Annotated in this window: 18 protein-coding genes; 11 read left to right on the top strand and 7 right to left on the bottom strand. The window is 62.9% G+C overall.

The genetic code is table 11. The features are described 5' to 3' along the window. Positions 1–24: 24 nt before the first annotated feature. The 6 genes from M511_RS00670 to M511_RS00645 all read left to right on the top strand — a co-directional run bounded on the left by M511_RS00670 (position 25) and on the right by M511_RS00645 (position 6202). Positions 25–825, top strand: a complete 801-nt coding sequence (locus M511_RS00670; protein WP_010392504.1) for a cytochrome c oxidase subunit 3 — start codon at positions 25–27, stop codon at positions 823–825. Positions 826–889: 64 nt separating this feature from the next. Next, positions 890–1561 (top strand): SURF1 family protein, encoded by a 672-nt coding sequence (locus tag M511_RS00665; RefSeq protein ID WP_010392503.1) that lies wholly within the window; start codon positions 890–892, stop codon positions 1559–1561. A gap of 9 nt (positions 1562–1570) precedes the next feature. Then, entirely contained in the window at positions 1571–2959 is a 1389-nt protein-coding gene (gene thrC / locus M511_RS00660) for a threonine synthase (RefSeq protein WP_085501103.1), read from the top strand. Then, entirely contained in the window at positions 2956–4221 is a 1266-nt protein-coding gene (locus M511_RS00655; protein WP_085501102.1) for a M16 family metallopeptidase, read from the top strand. Before thrC ends, M511_RS00655 begins: the two co-directional genes overlap by 4 nt. Beyond that, positions 4221–4802: a GNAT family N-acetyltransferase gene (locus tag M511_RS00650; protein WP_010392499.1), complete on the top strand. Its 582-nt coding sequence runs from the start codon at positions 4221–4223 to the stop codon at positions 4800–4802. The genes M511_RS00655 and M511_RS00650 overlap by 1 nt, the downstream gene beginning before the upstream one ends. Then, a complete protein-coding gene (locus tag M511_RS00645) occupies positions 4802–6202 on the top strand; it encodes an FAD-binding oxidoreductase (protein ID WP_085501101.1) in 1401 nt (466 codons plus the stop codon). The genes M511_RS00650 and M511_RS00645 overlap by 1 nt, the downstream gene beginning before the upstream one ends. Here the strand turns inward: M511_RS00645 and M511_RS00640 are convergent. Further along, entirely contained in the window at positions 6165–7076 is a 912-nt protein-coding gene (locus M511_RS00640) for a LysR family transcriptional regulator (protein ID WP_085501100.1), read from the bottom strand. The two genes, M511_RS00645 and M511_RS00640, sit on opposite strands and share 38 nt — an antisense overlap. A 105-nt stretch (positions 7077–7181) precedes the next feature. On the opposite strand from M511_RS00640, the gene M511_RS00635 reads away from it, so the two are divergent. Together M511_RS00635 and M511_RS00630 are read left to right on the top strand one after the other, a co-directional pair. Further along, positions 7182–7607: a DoxX family protein gene (locus M511_RS00635; protein ID WP_085501099.1), complete on the top strand. Its 426-nt coding sequence runs from the start codon at positions 7182–7184 to the stop codon at positions 7605–7607. Positions 7608–7733: 126 nt separating this feature from the next. Then, positions 7734–9236: an acetyl-CoA hydrolase/transferase family protein gene (locus tag M511_RS00630; RefSeq protein WP_085501169.1), complete on the top strand. Its 1503-nt coding sequence runs from the start codon at positions 7734–7736 to the stop codon at positions 9234–9236. A 75-nt stretch (positions 9237–9311) separates the two neighbouring features. On the opposite strand, the gene M511_RS00625 is transcribed toward M511_RS00630, so the two are convergent. The 5 genes from M511_RS00625 to M511_RS00605 form a co-directional block, all read right to left on the bottom strand. Next, complete coding sequence (locus M511_RS00625) at positions 9312–10094, bottom strand: MetQ/NlpA family ABC transporter substrate-binding protein (RefSeq protein WP_010392492.1); 783 nt, start codon at positions 10092–10094, stop codon at positions 9312–9314. Between the two features lie 16 nt (positions 10095–10110). After that, complete coding sequence (locus M511_RS00620; protein WP_010392490.1) at positions 10111–10785, bottom strand: methionine ABC transporter permease; 675 nt, start codon at positions 10783–10785, stop codon at positions 10111–10113. Further along, positions 10775–11821, bottom strand: a complete 1047-nt coding sequence (locus tag M511_RS00615; RefSeq protein WP_010392488.1) for a methionine ABC transporter ATP-binding protein — start codon at positions 11819–11821, stop codon at positions 10775–10777. The genes M511_RS00620 and M511_RS00615 overlap by 11 nt, the downstream gene beginning before the upstream one ends. 132 nt (positions 11822–11953) lie before the next feature. Next, positions 11954–12697 carry a triose-phosphate isomerase gene (gene tpiA / locus M511_RS00610; RefSeq protein WP_085501098.1) on the bottom strand — a complete coding sequence of 248 codons (744 nt, stop codon included), beginning with the start codon at positions 12695–12697 and terminating at the stop codon, positions 11954–11956. A gap of 101 nt (positions 12698–12798) precedes the next feature. Then, positions 12799–13170: a HesB/IscA family protein gene (locus M511_RS00605; RefSeq protein ID WP_010392483.1), complete on the bottom strand. Its 372-nt coding sequence runs from the start codon at positions 13168–13170 to the stop codon at positions 12799–12801. A gap of 212 nt (positions 13171–13382) precedes the next feature. On the opposite strand from M511_RS00605, the gene rpsD reads away from it, so the two are divergent. Together rpsD and M511_RS00595 are read left to right on the top strand one after the other, a co-directional pair. Continuing rightward, a complete protein-coding gene (gene rpsD, locus M511_RS00600; protein WP_010392481.1) occupies positions 13383–14003 on the top strand; it encodes a 30S ribosomal protein S4 in 621 nt (206 codons plus the stop codon). 180 nt (positions 14004–14183) lie between these two features. Further along, on the top strand, positions 14184–14798 hold the full coding sequence (locus M511_RS00595) for a hypothetical protein (RefSeq protein ID WP_085501097.1): 615 nt from the start codon (positions 14184–14186) through the stop codon (positions 14796–14798). Positions 14799–14876: 78 nt separating this feature from the next. Here M511_RS00595 and acnA read toward each other — a convergent pair whose 3' ends face one another. Then, positions 14877–17633, bottom strand: coding sequence for an aconitate hydratase AcnA (gene acnA, locus M511_RS00590; RefSeq protein WP_085501096.1), 2757 nt, complete (start codon positions 17631–17633; stop codon positions 14877–14879). Between the two features lie 258 nt (positions 17634–17891). Here acnA and M511_RS00585 point away from each other — a divergent pair, with 258 nt between their 5' ends. Continuing rightward, entirely contained in the window at positions 17892–19007 is a 1116-nt protein-coding gene (locus M511_RS00585; protein ID WP_085501095.1) for a DUF1223 domain-containing protein, read from the top strand. Positions 19008–19067: the final 60 nt, after the last annotated feature.

Below are 19067 nucleotides of genomic sequence, written 5' to 3'. Positions count from 1 at the left end.
CCAGCAACAGCCGGGAACGCAGCCATGGCCCATGTAAAGAACCACGATTATCAGATCCTGCCGCCATCCATCTGGCCCCTCCTTGGTGCTGTCGGCGCCTTCGTGATGCTGAGCGGCGCCGTGATGTGGATGAAAAGCGGGGGGCCGTGGCTCTTCCTGATCGGTCTGGCGGCCGTGCTTTACGTCATGTTCGGCTGGTGGTCTGACGTCGTGCGCGAGGGCGAGTCGGGCGAACATACCCCGGTCGTGCGCATCGGCCTGCAATACGGCTTTATCCTTTTCATCATGTCCGAGGTGATGTTCTTCGTCGCCTGGTTCTGGGCCTTTATCAAAAATGCCCTGTATCCGATGGGACCGGACAGCCCGCTGAAGGATGGCGTCTGGCCACCGGAAGGTATCACCACCTTTGATCCCTGGCACCTGCCGCTGATCAACACGCTGATCCTGCTGCTGTCAGGTGTTGCAGTGACCTGGGCCCACCATGCCTTTGTCCATGACGGCGACCGCAAGACCACGATCAACGGTCTGATCGTCGCGGTGATCCTTGGCGTCTGCTTTACCGGCCTGCAGGCTTATGAATACAGCCACGCTGCCTTTGGTATGGCCGACACCGTGTATGCTGGTGCCTTTTTCATGGCGACCGGCTTTCACGGTGCTCACGTCATCATCGGCACGATCTTCCTGTTTGTCTGCCTGATCCGGCTGCTGCGCGGCCAGATGACCCAGCAGCAGCACGTCGGGTTCGAGGCCGCTGCCTGGTACTGGCACTTTGTCGACGTGGTCTGGCTGTTCCTCTTTGTCGTGATCTACATCTGGGGCCGCTGATTCCCTGAGACATCTTCACGGCGCGGGGCAAAAGTTCCCGCGCCGTTTGCATTGGAGGCCCGCCATGCGCCGCTATCTGTTCCCGCTGATCATCGGCGTGATCGGCTGTGCCATCCTGATCTCGCTGGGTGTTTGGCAACTGCATCGCCTTGAGTGGAAACAGGGATTGCTGAGCGAAATCGAGGCCCGCATCGGGGGTGCGCCTGTGCCGTTGCCGGAGGCGATTGATCCCTCGATGAAATACCTGCCTGTGCTGGTTTCGGGCGAAACGACTGGCGAAGAGATTGACGTTCTGTCCGGTACCCGCGAGCTGGGCGGCGGCTATCAGGTTATTTCGGGCTTTGTCACCGATGATGGCCGGCGGATCCTGCTGGATCGCGGCTTTGTTGATCAGGACCATCGCCGCGATCCGCGCCCGCCCGTGCGGCTGGAGGTGGCAGGCAATCTGCACTGGCCCGAGGAAAAAGGCAGTGCCACGCCCGAACCAAACCTTGACGAAAATATCTGGTTTGCCCGCGATGTCCCCGCCATGGCTGCCAAGCTTGGGACCGAACCGGTCCTTGTCGTGGCGTCCGAGACGCGGGGGGACGATCAGGGCGTTCAGCCGATCCCGGTCGCGGTCGCGGGCATTCCGAACAATCACCTGAGCTATGCGATGCAGTGGTTCATGATTGCCGCGGTCTGGGCAGGGATGACAGTGGCGCTGATCTGGCGTATCAGGCAGCGGAAATTCTAGGGGGACGCGATGCGTTACGTTTCGACCCGGGGGCGGGCTCCGGTCTTGGACTTCGAGCAGGCGATGATGACCGGTCTGGCCCGGGACGGAGGGTTGTATCTGCCCGAGACCATCCCGACCTTCTCGGCAGAAGAGATCGCCAGCCTCGAAGGCCTGCCCTATGAAGAGGTTGCCCGGCGCGTCATCACCCCCTTTGTCGGTGACAGTTTCAGCGACGCCGACCTGCGCGATGCCATCGCCCGCGCCTATCAGGGGTTTGACCATATCGCCCGCGCCCCGCTGGTTCAGCTTGCGCCCGGCCATCACCTGCTGGAGCTGTTCCACGGTCCGACCCTGGCCTTCAAGGACTTTGCGATGCAGCTGATCGGCCAGCTTTTCCAGCTGGCACTGGCGCGTTCCGGGCAAAGAATCACCATTCTTGGTGCGACTTCGGGCGATACCGGCTCGGCCGCGATCGAGGCGTTCCGGGGGCTTTCGAATGTCGATGTGTTCATCATGTACCCGCATGGCCGGGTCAGCGAGGTGCAGCGCCGTCAGATGTCGACCCCTGCGGATGCCAATGTCCATGCACTGGCGGTAGAGGGCACGTTTGACGACTGTCAGGCGCGGCTGAAGGATCTGTTCAATGACCACGAGTTCCGCGACACGGTGGGCCTTGCGGGTGTGAACTCGATCAACTGGGCGCGGGTGCTGGCGCAGATCGTCTATTACTTCACTGCCGCTGTCAGCCTTGGCGCACCGGCACGGGCGGTGGATTTCACCGTACCGACCGGGAATTTCGGCGACATTTTCGCGGGCTCTATCGCCCGGGCTATGGGGCTGCCGATTGGCAAGCTGGTGATCGCCACCAATCAGAACGACATTCTGCATCGTGCGCTGACCGGTGGGGAATATCGTGTCGGCACCGTCGAGCCTTCGATCAGTCCGTCGATGGATATTCAGGTCAGTTCGAACTTTGAACGTGCGCTGTGGCTGGCCTATGGCCGCGACGGCAATGCCGTTTCGGCCCTGATGGAAGAGCTGAAATCCGGCGGTTTCACCATCAGCCAAGGTGCGCTTGAGGCGCTGCGTGAAACCTATATCTCGGGCCGCGTTTCCGAGGCCGAGACGACGGCGATGATAGCCACCATCCGCGAGGAAACCGGCGAGGTGATCTGCCCCCATACTGCGGTTGCGGTGAAGGTGGCGCGTGCACATCTGCGCGCGGGTGTGCCGATGGTCAGTCTTTCGACCGCGCATCCGGCGAAATTCCCCGATGCGGTTGAGGCCGCGACCGGCATCCGGCCGCCCCTGCCGTCGCGTATGGCCGACCTCTTTAAACGCGACGAACGCATCACGCGTATTGCAAACGACGCCGAGGCGATTAAATCGCTGATTCTTGAACGGAGAACAGCGTGAACCAAATCCGCATCAGCACTCTGCCGAACGGTCTGCGTGTCGTAAGCCGCAATATGCCGGGGCTGCACTCTGCCGCCATCGGTATCTGGGTCAACGCAGGCTGCCGGGATGAGCGGGCCGAACAGAACGGCATTGCCCATTTCCTTGAACATATGGCGTTCAAGGGCACGGCCCGCCGCAGCGCCTTGGAGATCGTCGAGTCGATCGAAAACGTGGGCGGGTATATCAACGCCTATACCTCGCGCGACGTTACCTCTTATTACGCGCGCGTATTGGCAGGGGATGTCGACCTGGCGCTGGATGTCATCTCGGACATCGTGCTGAACCCGGTCTTTGACCAGCGCGAGATCGAGGTTGAGCGGGGCGTGATCCTGCAAGAGATCGGCCAGTCGCTCGACACGCCCGATGATGTGATCTTTGACTGGCTGCAAGAGGCGGCCTATCCAGACCAGCCCATGGGGCGCACCATCCTTGGTCCGGCCGAACGCGTCAGCCATTTTGGCCGTGAGGATCTGTCGGGCTTTATTGGCGAACACTACGGGCCTGAACGGATGATCGTCGCCGCTGCAGGCGCGGTGGATCATGACCGTATCTTACGTCAGGTCGAGGCGATTTTTGGCCATCTGCCGAGCCGCGCCCTGACCCAGCGCGAACCCGCCCGCTGGCAAGGTGCCGAGGCGCGGCGTGTGCGTGACCTGGAGCAGGCCCATTTCGCGCTGGCCTTTGAGGGACCGGGCTATCAGGCGGCCGATTTCTATGCTGCGCAAATCTGGACTTCGGTGCTTGGGGGCGGAATGTCCTCGCGCCTGTTCCAGAAACTGCGCGAAGAGCGTGGGCTTTGCTATTCGATCTTTGCCCAGTCCGGTTTCCATGACGACACCGGCATGGTCACGATCTATGCCGGCACCTCGGGCGAGCAGATAGCCGATCTGGCAGAACTGACCGTCGATGAGTTAAAGCGTTCGGCCGAGGATATGACCGCCGCCGAGGTTGCGCGGGCGCGCGCCCAGCTGAAAGCCGGGTTGCTGATGGGGCTTGAAAGCCCGACCGGTCAGGCCGAGCGGATGGCGCGTTCCCTGGCGATCTGGGGCAGGGTGCCCGATCCGGCCGAGGTGGCCGAGCGGATTGATGCCGTGACGGTGGGCGATATCCGCGCCCATGCCGAGCGGCTGATCACCCATGCTCGCCCGGCGCTTGCGCTTTACGGCCCCGTCTCGGCTGCGCCGTCGCGCGAGGTGCTGGCAGAAAGGCTTGCCGCCTGATGTTCTCGCGCCGCCGTCCGCCGCGTCTGGAAACCGAGCGGATGGTGCTGCGCCTGCCGGCGCATGCCGATTTCGGACCTTGGGTGGCGCTGCGCGTCGAAAGCCGTGCCTTTCTCACCCCGTGGGAGCCGGTCTGGGCGCCTGATCATCTTAGCAAGCGCAGCTTTACCAATCGCGTCTATTGGGCGCAGCGGGCCAGCCGCAACGGCTCGGCGCTGCCACTCTTCCTGATCCGCAGGGACGGGACGCTTTTGGGTGCGATCACGCTGGACAATATCCGTCGTGGACCGGCGCAATCAGCGGCCATCGGCTATTGGATCGGCCAGCCCTTTGCCCGGCAGGGCTATATGCTTGAGGCGATTGGCGCGGTCGTGCGCTACGCATTTGGCGAGATGGATCTTAGCCGTATCGAGGCCGCTTGCCTGCCCGAGAACTCGCCCTCTCGCGGGGTGCTGGAGCGTTCGGGCTTTAAGTATGAGGGCGTTGCGCAAAGCTATCTGCAGATCAACGGGCGTTGGCGCAATCACGTGCTTTACGCCAACCTGCGCCACGACCGGCGCGGCAAGACCGAGGTGCGCTGATGCTGAACCCCGCTGATGAAGCTTTGGCCGCCTGCCTGCCCGAAGGCGTCCTGCGCGAGGTAACACCTGCCTATCTGGAAGAGCCGCGCGGCCGCTGGCAAGGCCAGGCCGGGCTGGTTGCCGCGCCCCGCAACACCGCTGAGGTCGCTGCTATTGTTCGCGCCTGTGCCGAGGCCCGCGTTGCCATTGTCCCGCGCGGTGGCGGCACCGGCCTTGTCGGGGGACAGGTCATGCCCGATGCACCGCCACCGCTGATCCTGTCGCTTGAGCGGATGACTGCGCTGCGGGCGGTGTTTCCCGAAGAAAATGTGCTGGTGGCCGAAGCAGGCATGACCCTGCAAGCCGTGCGCGACGCGGCTGAGGCAGCAGGACGGCTTTTCCCGCTATCGCTTGCCAGCCAGGGCACGGCGGCGATTGGCGGCTGCCTTGCGACCAATGCGGGGGGCGTTACTGCGCTGCGCTACGGCACGGCGCGCGCGCTGTGCCTGGGGATCGAGGCGGTGCTGCCCGATGGCTCGATCGTCCATGATCTGAAGCGGCTGCGCAAGGATAACACCGGTTACGATATCCGCGACCTTCTGATCGGGGCCGAGGGGACGCTGGGCATCATTACCGCAGCCAGTCTGAGGCTGGTGGTGCCGCCGCCGGGGATCGGCACGGCGATGCTGCAGGTCCCGTCACCCGAGGCGGCGCTGACGCTTTTGTCGCTGGCCGAGGGGCGCATGGCCGGGGGTGTGACCGCCTTTGAACTGATCGGCGGGCAGGGGCTGGCCTTTCTGGCCGAGGTTCTGCCAGAGATCCGCCAGCCCCTGCCGGGCGCTGAATGGTCAGTGCTGATCGAGGTTGGCCTGCCCGAAGGCCTTGCCCCTGAAGCGGCGCTTGAGGCTTTGCTGGTCGACGCGATGGAGCGCGGTTTGGTCACCGATGGGGTGATTGCGCAGTCTGGCGCTCAGGCGGCGGGCTTTTGGCATCTGCGCGAACATATCCCCGAGGCGAACCGCCGTATCGGCGCGGTCGCCAGCCACGACATCAGCCTGCCCCTGTCCGAAGTCGCCGGTTTCATTCGCAATGCTGGCGAGGCCCTTGCGGATGAGGGGCTGCGGATCAACTGTTTTGGCCATCTCGGTGACGGCAACCTGCATTATAATCTTTTTCCCGCGCCGGGCCGCAGCCGCGCCGATTACGACGACCGGCGCAAGGCCCTGTCGCAGCGCGTTCATCAGATGGTGGTGGATCGGGGGGGCTCATTCTCGGCCGAACATGGCGTCGGGCGGCTCAAGGTCAGCGATCTGGAACGTTGGGGCGATCCGGTGCGGCTTGCCGCGATGCGGGCGATCAAGGCGACGCTAGACCCCTTGGGGATCATGAATCCGGGGGCGGTGCTTTCAGCAGGGGCGTAAGTTTTGCCCGCAGATGCTCCAGATAGGCTGACAGCCGTGGTGGCATGAAAGGCTGTGGCAGGTAAAGCGCCTGAATATCCAGCCGGGGGCGCTGATAATCGGCCATCAGCCGTTCAAGCCGCCCTTCAGCCACGTCATGCGCCACGACAAAGCTGGGGATCAGCGCGATCCCCTCACCTGTCAACACCAGCTCGCGCACTGCCTGCGCGCTGTTTACAGTGATCTGACCGGGCAGGGGGACACTGATCACCTTGCCTTCGACCAGAAAGGCGGCACGCCCGGGGTTCTGGGCATTGCTGTCCCGGATACAGACATGATCGCGCAGCGCCTCGGGGTGGGTTGGGCGCGGGCGGCTGGCCAGATAGGCGGGACTGGCGACCACCCATGCCTCGGCCTGACCGACGCGGCGCGAGATCAGGCTGGAGTCAGGCAATTGCCCGATACGCAGCGCCAGATCAAACCCTTCGGCTGCCAGATCGACGTAACGATCACTTAGATGCAGGTCGATATTCAACGCCGGATGGGCGTGGGTGAAATCGCGGGTCAGCACGGTCACGAACATCTCGCCAAAGGTGACCGGAGCGGTCACGCGCAGCCGGCCGGTCAGCGCCCCTTCCTCGGCGCTGGCCTGTCCGTCCAGCTCCTCGACGGCGGCAAGCACGCGGCGGGCTGCGGCTAGATAGCGCTCTCCGGCCGGGGTCAGCGACAGTGATCGCGTGGTGCGGTTAAGCAGCGTCACCCCCTGCTGCCCCTCCAGCGCGGCGACATATTTGCTGACCAGCTTGTTCGAAATCCCCAGCCGCGTCCCCGCCCGGGTGAATGAACCGGCATCGACCACCGCGACAAAGGCACGGATGCCGTCGATCTTGTCCATATGTGTCCCCGCTGTGGCGATAATGTTTCCATAAATATGGCCGTTTTTGCGACAATTTCCAGATGCTATCTGGGCAGCAAGGAACGTATCCAAGGAAACGCAAAAATGACCGATTTTATCCACGGCGGCGCGGCCACGGCCGAGCGCAACGCCGACATTGCCGCTTTCATCCTGCGGGTCTCGACCGGGGTCTGGTTTCTGGTTCACGGGTTGACCAAGCTGTTCGTTTTCACCCCCGCGGGCACCGCCGGCTATTTTGAATCGATCGGCCTGCCGGGCCTGCTTGGCTATCTGACCATGCTGGCCGAGATTCTGGGTGGTCTGGCGCTGATCGGCGGTATCTTCACCCGCATCATCGCGCTGGTGATGGCTGCCCTGCTGCTTGGCGCGGCGTGGTTCGGTCATGGCTCGGCCGGTTTCTCGTTCAGCAACCCGGGTGGTGGCTGGGAATATCCGGTGCTTTGGGCCATCACCATGGTCGCGCTGTCGCTGCTGGGTGATGGGGCGTGGTCGCTGGGCCGTCGCCGCTGATCCACAGGCGAAACGATCCTGCACAGGCCGGCCCTTGGGCCGGCCTTTCCTTGCATGCATGGCTGGATTGATTTGTCACTGTCGCGCTTTGTCCCTAATCATCCCGTCACGATCAGGGAGGCTGTCATGACCCAGGACTATCTTGGCCGCATTCGTCACAAGGGGCTGCTGGACCGCGTGGTCAGTGCCGAACAGGCGGCAAGCCTGATCCGTGACGGAATGGTGCTGGGCATGTCGGGCTTTACCCGCGCGGGCGAGGCTAAGGCTGTGCCCATGGCGCTGGCCGAACGCGCCAAGGCCGAGCCGCTGAAAGTGACGCTGATGACCGGTGCGTCGCTTGGCAATGACCTAGACAAGACGCTGGCCGAGGCAAAAGTCCTGTCCCGCCGCATTCCCTTTATGTCCGACCCGGGTCTGCGCCGCGCGATCAATACCGGTGAGGTCATGTATGTTGATCAGCACCTCTCGGAAACGGTCGAGCAGCTGCGTACCTGTCAGTTGCCCCCGGTCGATATCGCCATTGTCGAGGCCGTCGCGATTACCGAAAGCGGTGGCATCGTGCCCACCACTTCGGTCGGGAACTCGGCCAGTTTCGCCTTGCTTGCTGAAAAGGTGATCGTCGAGATCAACCTTAGCCAGTCCGAGGCGCTGGAGGGGCTGCATGACATCTATATCCCGACCTACCGGCCCAGCCGCACCCCGATTCCGGTCGTGACGCCCGAAAGCCGTGTCGGATTTCCCTTCATCCCGGTGCCGTCCGACCGTATCGCGGCCATCGTGATTTCGACCAAGCTTGACTCCTCTTCGACCATACATGACCCGGATGACGAGACGCGCGCCATCGCCGGTCACCTGACCGAATTTCTGAAAAACGAGGTCGCGCAATCCCGGCTGCCTGGCCACCTGCATCCGTTGCAGGCTGGTATTGGGACAATCGCGAATGCGGTCCTGCATGGGTTCATCGACAGCCCGTTCCATGATCTGACGATGTATAGCGAGGTCTTGCAGGACTCGACCTTTGACCTGATGGATGCGGGCAAGATGGTTTTTGCCTCGGGATCGTCGATCACATTGTCTGCGCCGAAATACCGTGACGTGATGGGGCGCTTCCATGAATTCAAACCCCGGCTGGTGTTGCGCCCGCAAGAGATTTCGAACCACCCCGAGGTCGTCCGCCGCCTTGGCCTGATTTGCATCAATACCGCACTTGAGTTCGACATTTATGGCAACGTGAACTCGACCCATGTAATGGGGACGCAAATGATGAATGGCATCGGTGGCTCGGGCGATTTCGCGCGCAACGCTTTCCTGTCGGTCTTTGTCACCAAATCGACGGCCAGGGGCGGGAATGTCTCATCTGTGGTGCCCATGGTCTCGCATGTCGATCATAGCGAACATGATGTGGATATTCTGGTGACCGAGCAGGGGCTTGCGGATCTGCGCGGCCTTGCACCGCGTGAACGGGTGCGGGTGATCCTGCAAAACTGCGTGGCCCCCGAATGGCGCGACGGGCTTGAGGACTATTACGCCCGGGCGCTGGCGCGCGGTGGTCATACCCCCCATGTGATCGAAGAGGCACTCAGCTGGCACGATCGCTTGCGCCGTACTGGCAGCATGAAGCCCGAATGAAAAATGCCCCGCCAGAACGGCGGGGCATTTTCTGATCGGGGCCCTGTCCCTGCTGGTTTGCAGAGGGCGATTACCTTACCAGGCCGGGATCACCGCGCCCTGATATCTCTCTTCGATGAATTTCTTCACCGCCGGGTCGTGATAGGCTTCGACCAGTTGCTTGGCCCAGGGCGCTTCTTCATCGCCTTTGCGGACCACGATGATGTTGGCATAGGGGCTGTCTGCCTTTTCCATGGCGATGGCGTCCTCATTGGGGTTCAGCCCGGCGTCCAGCGCATAGTTGGTGTTGATGATGGCGATCTCGACATCGGCCAGCGCGCGGGGCAGTTGGGCGGCGTCAAGCTCCATGAACTTCAGGTTCTTGGGGTTCTCGGTCACGTCCAGAGGCGAGGGGGTCAGGCCAGTACCGTCGGCCAGTTTGATCACGCCCTTGTCCTGCAAAAGCAGCAATGCGCGGCCGCCGTTGGTCGGGTCGTTCGGGATCGCGACCTGCGCGCCTTCGGCCAGCTCGTCCAGCGACTTCAGCTTTTCGGAATAGGCGCCCATCGGGGTGGTGATGGTCTTGCCGATCGCGACCAGATCAAAGCCGCGGTCCTTGATCTGGTTGTCCAGATAGGGCTGGTGCTGGAAGCTGTTAGCCTGCAGATCGCCATCGGCCAGCGCCTGGTTCGGCACGACGTAATCGGTGAATTCGATGATGTCGATGGTCAGGCCCTTGGCCTCGGCGATCTTGGCGACCTCTTCCATGATCTCGCCATGTTCGCCGGGGGAAACGCCGACCTTGATTTCTTCGGCCACGGCCATGGCGGCCGAAAGGGCCAGCGCCGAAGTCAGGGCGGCAAGGCGGAAAATGCGCATTGGATGTCCTTTCAGGTTATCGGCCCCGGTTGCGGGGGGCACGTTTGTCGAAACGGGAGGCGATCCATTCGCCGACGGATTGCACCAGTTGCACCAGCACGATCAGGATGATCACGACGGTCAGCATCACCTCGGGCATGAAACGCTGATAGCCGTAGCGGATGCCCAGATCGCCCAGACCTTTGCCGCCGACTGCGCCGACCATGGCCGAATAGCCAATCAGGCTGACCACGGCGAGGGTAAGCCCCAGGATGATGCCGGGCAGTGCCTCGGGGATCAGGACCTTGCGAATGATCTGGACCGGGGTTGCGCCCATGGCGCGCGCGGCCTCGATCAGGCCGGCATCGATTTCGCGGATGGCGGTCTCGATCAGGCGGGCGATAAAAGGCGCGGCGGCAATGGTCAGCGGCACGATGGAGGCAGTGGTGCCGATCGAAGTGCCGGCGATCAATTGCGTCAGCGGAGTGATCGCCACCACCAGGATGATAAAGGGGGTTGAGCGTGCGGCGTTGACGATCAGCCCCAGCAGAGAGTTCAGCCATGGCGCAGACAGCAACTCGCCCCGGCGCGAGGTGGCCAGAAACACCCCCAGCGGCAGGCCGATCAGCGTGCCGATCAGCGTGGACGTGGTCACCATGTAAAGCGTCTGCAGCGTTGCCTGCCACAGAATGGGGATCAGGTTAGCCGACATAGCCAAGCACCTCGGTCAGCAGGCCGTGTTCTTCCAGAAAGCGGCGCGATTCCTCCAGCCGCGGGGCAGGCAGGGCAACGATCAGGCTGCCAAAGGGTTTGGTCCCGATCTCTTCGATGGCTCCGGCAAGGATGTTGACGCTGACGCCCCGCTCTGAGGTCAGCCGCGCCAGCATCGGGTCAGTGGCATGGTTGCCGATAAAGGTGATCTGGACCACCGCTTCGGCTGTCGGAGAGGGCGGGGTCTCTTGCATGCGATGGGCGACAAACTGCGGTACCGCTACGCCCGTTACACCGGTCAGGAACGAGCGCGTGGTCGGATGGGCAGGTTTCGAAAAGACCTCATAGGTATCTCCGGCCTCGACGATGCGGCCGGCCTCGATCACCGCGACCTGAGTGCAGATATCGCGCACCACCGCCATTTCATGAGTGATAAGCAGGATGGTCAGACCCAGTTCACGGTTGATGCTGTGCAGCAGCTCAAGCACCTGCCGCGTCGTGTCAGGGTCCAGCGCCGAGGTCGCCTCGTCCGACAACAGGACGCGCGGCCCGGTCGCAAGCGCCCGGGCGATCCCGACCCGCTGTTTCTGCCCGCCCGAAAGTTCGGCCGGATAACGGTCGGCCTGCTCGGTCAGGCCGACGCGCTCGATCAGCTCGGTGACGCGGGGGGCGATCTTACCGCTGTCCTCGCCCGCGATCTCCAGCGGCAGGGCGATGTTCTCGGCCACAGTACGGCTGGCGAGCAGGTTGAAGTGCTGAAAGATCATGCCAACCTCGCGCCGGATGCGGCGCAGGCTGGCGGTCGAGGCCGCGCCTACATCGTGGTCGTTCACGATCACCTTGCCGGTGCTGGGGCGCTCAAGCCCATTCACCATGCGCAACAGCGTCGATTTCCCGGCCCCGGAACGGCCGATGATGCCGGTGATTGCGCCTTTCGGTACGTCCAGCCAGATGTCGTGCAGGGCCACCACTTCGCTATCGCCCTTTTGCGGATAGCGGCGCGTCACGCCCTGAAAGGAAATTGCCGGCTCTGTCATTGCCCCTGCCTTGAATGTCAGGCGAGACCTATGCCCGACACGGCCGGGTTGGCAAGGGGCAGGGACCCCCGAAAAGGGTAACGCCATTCCAAACCGGAGCTGCCGGATGGAATGGCGTTCCTGTCTGGCGAATTACGCTGCGGAAAGTGCCGAGATGATCGGGCCGAAATCGGCCGCCCTGAGGCTGGCGCCGCCGACCAGAGCACCGTTCACATGGGGAATGGCAAAGATCTCGGCCGCGTTTCCGGGTTTGACCGAGCCGCCATAGAGCAGCGCAAAATCGGTCCCGTCGGCAAAGCGGGCGGCAAGGCGGTCGCGTATCAGGGCGTGGACCTCGGCGATCTGCTCGCTGGTCGGGGTGCGGCCGGTGCCGATGGCCCAGACCGGTTCATAAGCGATAACAGTATTGGCGGCCGTCGCACCCTCGGGGATCGAGCCTGCAAGCTGGGTCGAGATTACATCCAGCGTCTCGCCCGCGTCACGCTGTGCCTCGGTCTCACCGACGCAGATCACCGCGACAAGCCCGGCCTCATAGGCTGCGACGGATTTCGCCGCGACATCAGCGTCGGCTTCGCCATGATCGGTGCGCCGCTCGGAATGGCCAAGAATGACATGGCTTGCGCCTGCGTCCCTCAGCTGGGCTGCGGCGATGTCGCCGGTATGGGCGCCCGAGGTCTTGGCGTGGCAGTCCTGACCGCCGACCGCGATCTTGCCCTCAACGCGGCCTGCCAGCGCATGGACCAGTGTCGCGGGCGGGCAGATCAGCACATCGCAGCCCGGCCGGGGGTAATCGGCCAGCAGCTGGTCGATCTCGGCCAGCGAGGCCAGGGTTCCGTTCATTTTCCAGTTTCCGGCGGCAAGTTTGCGCGGGGCCATCAGCCTCTCTCCCTTATCAGCTTCCGACAGGGGATTAGGCCGCGCGCGTCGCGCGATCAAGACGGCAGGAGGGTACGGAACACGAACCTGCGGCGAAAGGTCTAGGCTTTCGCCCGCGAACCTTCGAGCGGGGCGAAGCTTACCGATTCGCCACAGCCGCAACTGTCGGTGACATTCGGGTTACGAAACTTGAAGCCGGATTCGAGCAGGCTGGTTTCATAGTCGATCTCGGTTCCGAACAGGAACATCTGTGCGGTGGGCGCGATCATGACCCGCGCTTCGCCCTGTTCAACAACCTCATCGCCGGGCGAAGCGTTCTCGGCCAGTTCCATGGTGTATTCCATGCCTGCGCAGCCGCCCTTTTTCAGCCCGATCCTCAGGCCGCGGGCCGATTTCTGGGCCATAAGCCGGGCAATCTGGCGTTCAGCCGCCGGGGTGATGGTCACGGGGGATTTGCCGGGGATCGAGAACATCGCACATTCCTTGTTCGCTGCCATTCATTTAAGTACAAGCTTGCCGCCACTCAAGGGGCCCGGGCGCTTGACACCGGCAACAGTGCGGCTATAAGCGCCGCTTCATTGGTGTTGGTGGACCCCGCAAGGGGAACCCTGTCGGGCCCTGGATCGCAAGATGCTTGGCCAAAGGACAACGCCCTTCGAAACTGATAACACGAAGGAGATCAGCGATGACCAAACGCACCGCTGCCAAGTACAAGATCGACCGCCGCATGGGCGAAAACATCTGGGGCCGCGCCAAGTCGCCGCTTAACAAGCGCGAATACGGCCCGGGCCAGCACGGCCAGCGCCGCAAGGGCAAACTGTCGGATTTCGGCACCCAGCTGCGCGCCAAGCAGAAGCTCAAAGGCTATTACGGCGACCTGACCGAAAAGCAGTTCCGCCGCATCTATTCCGAAGCCGAGCGTGTGCGCGGCGACACCGGTGAAAACCTGATCGGCCTGCTGGAGCGCCGTCTGGACGCCGTCGTTTATCGCGCCAAATTCGTGCCGACCGTCTTTGCTGCCCGTCAGTTCGTGAACCACGGCCATGTCGAGGTGAACGGCCGCCGCGTGAACATCCCGTCGTACCGCGTCAAGGAAGGCGACGTGATCTCGGTTCGCGAGCGTTCGCGTCAGCTGACCATCGTGCTGGAGGCCGTTGGCCTGACCGAGCGTGATGTTCCGGACTATCTGGAAGTGGACCACAACAAGATGACCGCGACCTTCGTTCGCACTCCGGCTCTGGGCGACGTGCCCTATCCGGTGCAGATGGAACCGAATCTGGTCGTCGAATTCTACGCGAAAAACTGATCCTTTCCGGATCGCAGTTTTACGGGGGCCGCTCCTTTTGGGGCGGCCTTTTGCTTTTGGGCTGCTGCGATGACAAAATGAACGCAGCCGTTCACATTCCGGCCTGTGTCTGAGCAAGTGGCTTGCAGTGCGGCGGTGCTTTCGGGAAAAGCGGCGCGCAGAAAGGACATGAGGCAAGGGATGCGTTCTTTTATTCTGGCTATGGTCGGGGTGATGGGAGTGACGACGGCGGGCGCGGCGCAAGAGCGACCGGCCAAGGAAGAGCGGCTGTGGACCTGCGACACGTCGATCGCGGGCGAAAAAACCGAGATCAATTATGTCCGCGACGCCGAGTTTCATGAAAATGTCGGCCGGCTGGAAAAGAACTTTTCTGGCTGGGGGCGGATCACCTGTCCGGGCTATGTCACGCTGCGCGAGATCCTGCGGCGCAATGAGATGGGTGATGACGGCAGCTATTGTCTGCTGTGGGACAAGGAAAATGACACCTACATCGGCGCGCAAAAGGGGCCGCGCAAAGGTAACGCCCTATGCCGCAAGACCCTGTGCGAGCGGGTAAACTCGGCCCGTCAGGCCACTTTCCGTAATGCCAATGCGCTGGCCGTGGCCGGTTATGATGCGGTGACGCAGCGACCGGGCGCGACGATTCTTGCCGCGACCTCGGGGCAGATGGTCGGCACGCTTGAGGCGGCGGGCGCGGCGGCCGCGGGGCTTGCCACATCCCCGGTCGCGGTCGGCTCGCTTGTCATCGGAACGGCCGCCGCCGGTGGGGCCATGTGGTATTGTGCCGAGGAATAGGGGGCACGCAACCCGGGCCGGACAAAGGGAAAGGCCGCCCGGGGGGGCGGCCTTTCGTTATCTGTCCGGGTCCATATCTCAGGACTTGGCGAGGTTGCGCAGCACATAGTGCAGCACACCGCCGTTTTCGAGGTATTCGATCTCGACCTCGGTATCGACGCGGGCCTTCAGCTGGATGGTCTTTTCGCTGCCATCGGCATAGCGGATGGTGCAGGGAACCAGCGACAGCGGTTTGAAGTCGCCTTCTAGGCCGCCGATGGTGATGACCTCGTCGCCCTTAAGGTTCAGCGTCTTGCGGTTCTCACCCTCGGTGAACTCCAGCGGGATGACGCCCATGCCGACGAGGTTCGAGCGGTGGATGCGCTCAAAGCTTTCAGCGATGACCGCTTTGATGCCCAGCAGGTTGGTGCCTTTCGCCGCCCAGTCGCGCGACGACCCGGCGCCGTATTCCACGCCACCAAAGACGACCAGCGGCGTACCCTCGGCCTGATAGGCCATGGCGGCGTCAAAGATCGAGGTCTGCTGACCATCAGGGCCTTTGGTGTAGCCGCCTTCGACACCATCCAGCATCTCGTTGCGGATGCGGATGTTGGCAAAGGTACCGCGCATCATGACTTCGTGGTTGCCGCGGCGCGAACCGTAGCTGTTGAAATCCTTGGGCTGGACCTGACGCTCAAGCAGGTATTCCCCGGCCGGGGTGGTGGGCTTGAACGAACCTGCGGGCGAGATGTGGTCGGTCGTGATCATATCGCCCAGGATCGCGAGGACGCGCGCGCCCTCGATATTGGTGATCTGGCCCGGCTCTTTCGACATGCCGCGGAAATAGGGCGGGTTCTGGATATAGGTCGAGGTCGGCGGCCAGTCATAGGTCTCGCTGTCGGTGACCTCGACGCCCTGCCAGCGCTCGTCGCCCTTGAACACATCGGCATATTTCTTTTGGAAGGCCTCGCGGGTCACAGTCGCCTCGACCAGTTCGGCAACCTCCTGCGTGGTCGGCCAGATGTCTTTCAGATAGACATCCTTGCCTTCGGGGGTCTGGCCGATCGGGTCCTTGGTCAGGTTGATGTTGACATCACCCGCGATGGCATAGGCGACGACCAGCGGCGGCGAAGCCAGATAGTTGGCGCGCACATCGGGCGAAATCCGGCCCTCAAAGTTGCGGTTGCCCGACAGGACGGCGGTGGCGACCAGATCGTTGTCGTTGATCGCTTTCGAGATCGCCGGATCGCCCAGCGGCCCCGAGTTGCCGATACAGGTGGTGCAGCCAAAGCCCACGAGGTTGAAGCCGATGGCGTCCAGATCCTCCTGCAGGCCGGCGGCTTCAAGATATTCGGCCACAACCTGCGACCCCGGTGCGAGCGAGGTCTTAACCCAGGGCTTGCGGGTCAGGCCAAGCGCACGCGCCTTGCGGGCGACCAGACCGGCACCGATCATCACATAGGGGTTCGAGGTGTTGGTGCAGGAGGTGATGGCGGCGATTACAACCGAACCGTCGCGGATGGTGTAATCCTGACCCTCGACGGCCACGGTTTTGCGCACATCCGTGCCGTTGGTGATGACCCCGCCGCCCTCTTCGACCATCTCTTGGGCGGCGGCGGACATGTCCACACCGCGATATTCCGCAACCGTCTTGTAGAAAGCGCGTGCAGCAAGGTTCAGCGGCGTGTAGTCCTGCGGCCGTTTCGGGCCCGAGATCGCCGGAACGATGTCGGCCATGTCGAGATGCAGGGTGTCGGTATAGATGGGCTCGTAATCGGCACCGCGCCAGAAACCGTTCTGTTTGGCATAGGCCTCGACCAGCGCGATACGATCTTCGTCACGGCCCGTATTGCGCAGGTAGCGCAGCGTTTCGTTGTCGATCGGGAAGAAACCGCAGGTCGCGCCATATTCGGGCGCCATGTTGGCGATGGTGGCACGGTCGGCCAGCGGCAGGTGGTCAAGGCCGTCGCCGTAGAATTCGACGAATTTGCCGACGACGCCTTTCTTGCGCAGCATGGCCACGACTTTCAGCACCAGGTCGGTGGCGGTGGTGCCTTCCATCATCCTGCCGGTCAGCTTGAAGCCGACGACTTCGGGGATCAGCATCGAGATGGGCTGGCCCAGCATCGCGGCCTCGGCCTCGATCCCGCCGACGCCCCAGCCCAGAACGGCAAGGCCGTTGACCATGGTCGTGTGGCTGTCCGTGCCGACCAGAGTATCGGGATAGGCGACGTTCGCGCCCTGCTGGTCGGTGTCGGTCCAGACGGTCTGGGCCAGATATTCCAGGTTCACCTGGTGGCAGATACCGGTGCCGGGCGGCACAACGCGGAAGTTGTTGAACGCCTTTTGCCCCCATTTCAGGAAGGTATAGCGCTCAAGGTTGCGTTCATATTCCAGGTCAACGTTGCGCTGGAAGGCGCGGGGGTTGCCGAACTCGTCGATCATCACCGAGTGGTCGATGACCAGATCGACCGGGTTCAGCGGGTTGATCTTTTGCGCATCACCGCCCAGAGCCTTGATGCCATCGCGCATCGCGGCAAGGTCCACCACGGCCGGAACGCCGGTAAAGTCCTGCATCAGGACGCGTGCCGGACGATAGGCGATCTCACGCGGGTTCCTGCCGCCTTTTTGCGCCCATTCGGCAAAGGCTTTGATGTCCTCGACGCTGACCGTGCGGCCGCCGTCCTCAAAACGCAGCAGGTTTTCCAGCACCACCTTGAGCGAGGCGGGCAGCCTGGAAAAATCGCCAAGCCCGGCCTGTGTCGCGGCTTCGATCGAGTAATAGGCGTAGCTGTGAGAGCCCACCTGAAGCTGGCGGCGCGTCTTTGCGGTGTCTGTTCCTGTAACGATGGGCATGACTCGGCTCCCTATCCTTGCAAAAAGGTGGCTGAATGGCGGTGCTGCCTGCCATTTGCCCCTTTTCCACATGGGGATCAAGGGGGGTGCGGCAGATTTGTATGCAATTGTATGCCAATTTCTGCGCCCCGGGCGGGATGTGGGTTTTGCATCACGGTCGCGGGGTGAACACGCTGCACTAACAAAGCATTGATTTGTCGTTCCCCCATCACCCGGATTACCTGATGCGGATCGGAAGGGCCGGGAATACGGAAGAATATGGCGGCAAGGCGCATCAAGATATCAGCCCGTGGGCAGGCGTGCAGGGCAGGGGTCCTGCCGGTTCTGGCCTGCGCTGCCGTGGTTGCGCTGACCGGGCTGGGTGTCCCGGCATTCGCGCATGAGATGGGCGAAGGCCCGGCAGAAGGCGCGACTCCGGTCTGCATATTCGATACCGGCGCTGCCGATGTCGCGGCCACCCTGTCGGGTCCGGGTGCGGAACTGCCCTCCTCGGGCGAGGGGGCTGCCCCGGCAAGCACCTTTGTCGAGATCGTCGATGAGGATGGCGTTATCGGTCTGATCGAGGCCCCGAAGGGTGAGCCCGGGGTGCCGGCCGACCAGTCGTCGCCGGTGATGCCTTCGGACCCCTTTGCCGCGCCCGGCGTTTCGACCTTTGCCGAGGTGCAGCCGCGTGCGCGCATGATCGGTCCGGTCGGTCAGCCCCCGGTGGTGGTCGAGCTTTTCACCTCGCAGGGCTGTTCATCCTGCCCGCCCGCTGATGAGCTGCTGGCCGATCTGGCCGAGCGCGAGGATGTGCTGACGCTGTCTTGGCATGTCGATTACTGGGATTACCTTGGCTGGGCCGACGAGTTTGCGCGGCCTGAATTCACCCTGCGCCAGCAGGCCTATGCCCATCAGTCCGGCGAGCGTGCGATCTATACGCCCCAGATCGTCGTTGGCGGGACAGATACGCTGATCGCATTGCGCCCGGCAGAACTGGTGGGGCTTGTCCAGACCCAGATGGCATGGCCGACGCCGGTGATGGTTTCTTCAAGCCAGGGCAAAGAGGGTTACCGGATCGAGCTGACACCGCGCAGCGCGATCAAGGATCGGGTGGCGATCATTCTGGTGCGTTATGCTCCACAGCGCAGGGTGGCCATCAGGGCTGGTGAAAATCGCGGCAAGGTCGTCAACTATCGCAACGTCGTGCTGGCGGCCGAGCGGATTGCCGAGTGGGACGGCCGGGCCCCGCTGCGCCTGACCGTGCGGCAGGACGGTCAGAACAGCACCGACTTTCCCGACGACACCCGCCATGCCATTCTGGCGCAAGAGCTGGGTCGCGGCGACGCACGTATGGCCAGCGGCCCCATTCTGGCAGCCATCCGTCTGGACTAGGCGCCGCTTGCGCCGGGACCGCTTCCGGCGCAATATCGCGCCCCCAAAGCTGAGCAGGAG

Origin of the sequence: Paracoccus sp. J56, assembly GCF_019633685.1 — a bacterium.
In the GTDB taxonomy this organism is placed as follows: Bacteria; Pseudomonadota; Alphaproteobacteria; order Rhodobacterales; family Rhodobacteraceae; genus Paracoccus; species Paracoccus kondratievae.
Note: the sequence above shows the minus strand (reverse complement) of the source record. Positions and strands in the feature narration are given on the sequence as shown.